Source organism: Pseudomonas sp. AG1028, assembly GCF_007993955.1.
GTDB classification, from domain to species: domain Bacteria; phylum Pseudomonadota; class Gammaproteobacteria; order Pseudomonadales; family Pseudomonadaceae; genus Aquipseudomonas; species Aquipseudomonas straminea.
Genome location: NZ_VIVP01000026.1, coordinates 1 through 1,381 on the forward strand (window position 1 = coordinate 1; position 1,381 = coordinate 1,381).

The window sequence follows — 1,381 nt, forward strand, 5'->3', positions numbered from 1 at the left end:
GTATATGGACTCTCCCCACAAGTAGTGAGCAAAGCTTTTCTTTTGCACTTGTCGTCAGCGCGGTTGCATTCGTATATCCGGCCTGTTGTGGGCGCTTCGCCCTGGCCATTCTGTAGTTCGCGCAGCGGGGGCCAAGCGTTCAATCGATCACGGGGATCATGATTGTTATCGGCCTTGTTCCGCTGCAGGACTCGCCTGTTCCGACAGTGCTGCTACTCACCACAACCACAAGAAAACCATCTTCTTTGCTGATTACCCCCGCCGTCAGGCGGGCTTTACGCTCTGCCAATTGCCATTGAAACGCCGCTCATGGCACCACACCGCCCAGCAGATCCGCACCAGCTTGTTGGCCAGCGCCACAGCCGCTTTGTTGTGGCCAATACGGGCTGCCGTCTCGACGGCCCAGCGCTGTAACTCAGTCAGTTTTTCTGGCGTACGGGCCTGGCATCGCTGAGCCGCTAGCAAGGCCGCTCGCGAGCCATGGATAAATAGCGTGCGCACATAGATATTGCCCTTGCAGCTGATCCGCCCAAGCCGTCGGCGTTCGCCACTGCTGTATTCGTTGGGGGTCATACCCAACCAGGCGCTCAGCTGGCGACCACTGGAAAAGCGCTCAGGCTTACCAACAACGACGGTCAGGGCGCTGGCAGTCAGCAGGCCAATGCCGCTGACCTCATCCAGTTTGCGCACGATTTCATCCTCAGCATGCCAGCGCTTGAGCTGCTGTTCGCATTCGGCAATGCACTGCTCGTACAGATTGATCTCGGCCAGCACGATATGCAGCAGACGGCTCAGGGGCGCGAGTTCGGGCTGCTCAACCAGCTCACTAGCTGCACGGATAAAGGCGGCGGTTGAGGCCGGCGCTTCGATACCTGCTTCACGCAGAATGCCGCGCAGCAGGTTGATGCGCTGGGTGCGGCTCTTCTTCCAGGTTTCCCGCAGCCCGTGCAGCTGTTGCAGTTGCTGCTGTTCGTGGGTTTTGACTGGCACCGGATGAATATCACCGCAGCGTGCGGCTTCCAGCATGGCGTCGCAGTCATTGCGGTCGGTCTTGTTGCGGCGTCGATAGGGCCGCACGTAGCGCGGGTGCAACAGCTTCACTCGATGACCGAGCGATTGTGCCAATCGTCCCCAGTAGTGCGCTGTGCCACAGGCTTCCATCACCCACTCGACCGGCTCGGCCTGCTCCTGTATATATCGCCGGAACGCCTCTCGGTTCAGCCGCTTGCGCTGCACAACTTGGCCGGAACGGACACTCTCGGCGACTTGGTAAACGGACTTGGCCAGATCAACAGCGATTCGTTTCATCACGACTCTCCCGCTCAAAAATCCTCGACACCTTGGTATAGAACTGTGGTGTGGGGAGAGTCCATTACAGCCT

1 protein-coding gene is annotated in these 1,381 nt (G+C 59.0%); it reads right to left on the reverse strand.

The window, feature by feature from the left end:
* Positions 1 to 264 precede the first annotated feature (264 nt).
* Positions 265 to 1,308, reverse strand: coding sequence for an IS110 family transposase (locus FB481_RS23120; RefSeq protein ID WP_147178131.1), 1,044 nt, complete (start codon positions 1,306 to 1,308; stop codon positions 265 to 267).
* Between the last annotated feature and the right edge of the window lie 73 nt (positions 1,309 to 1,381).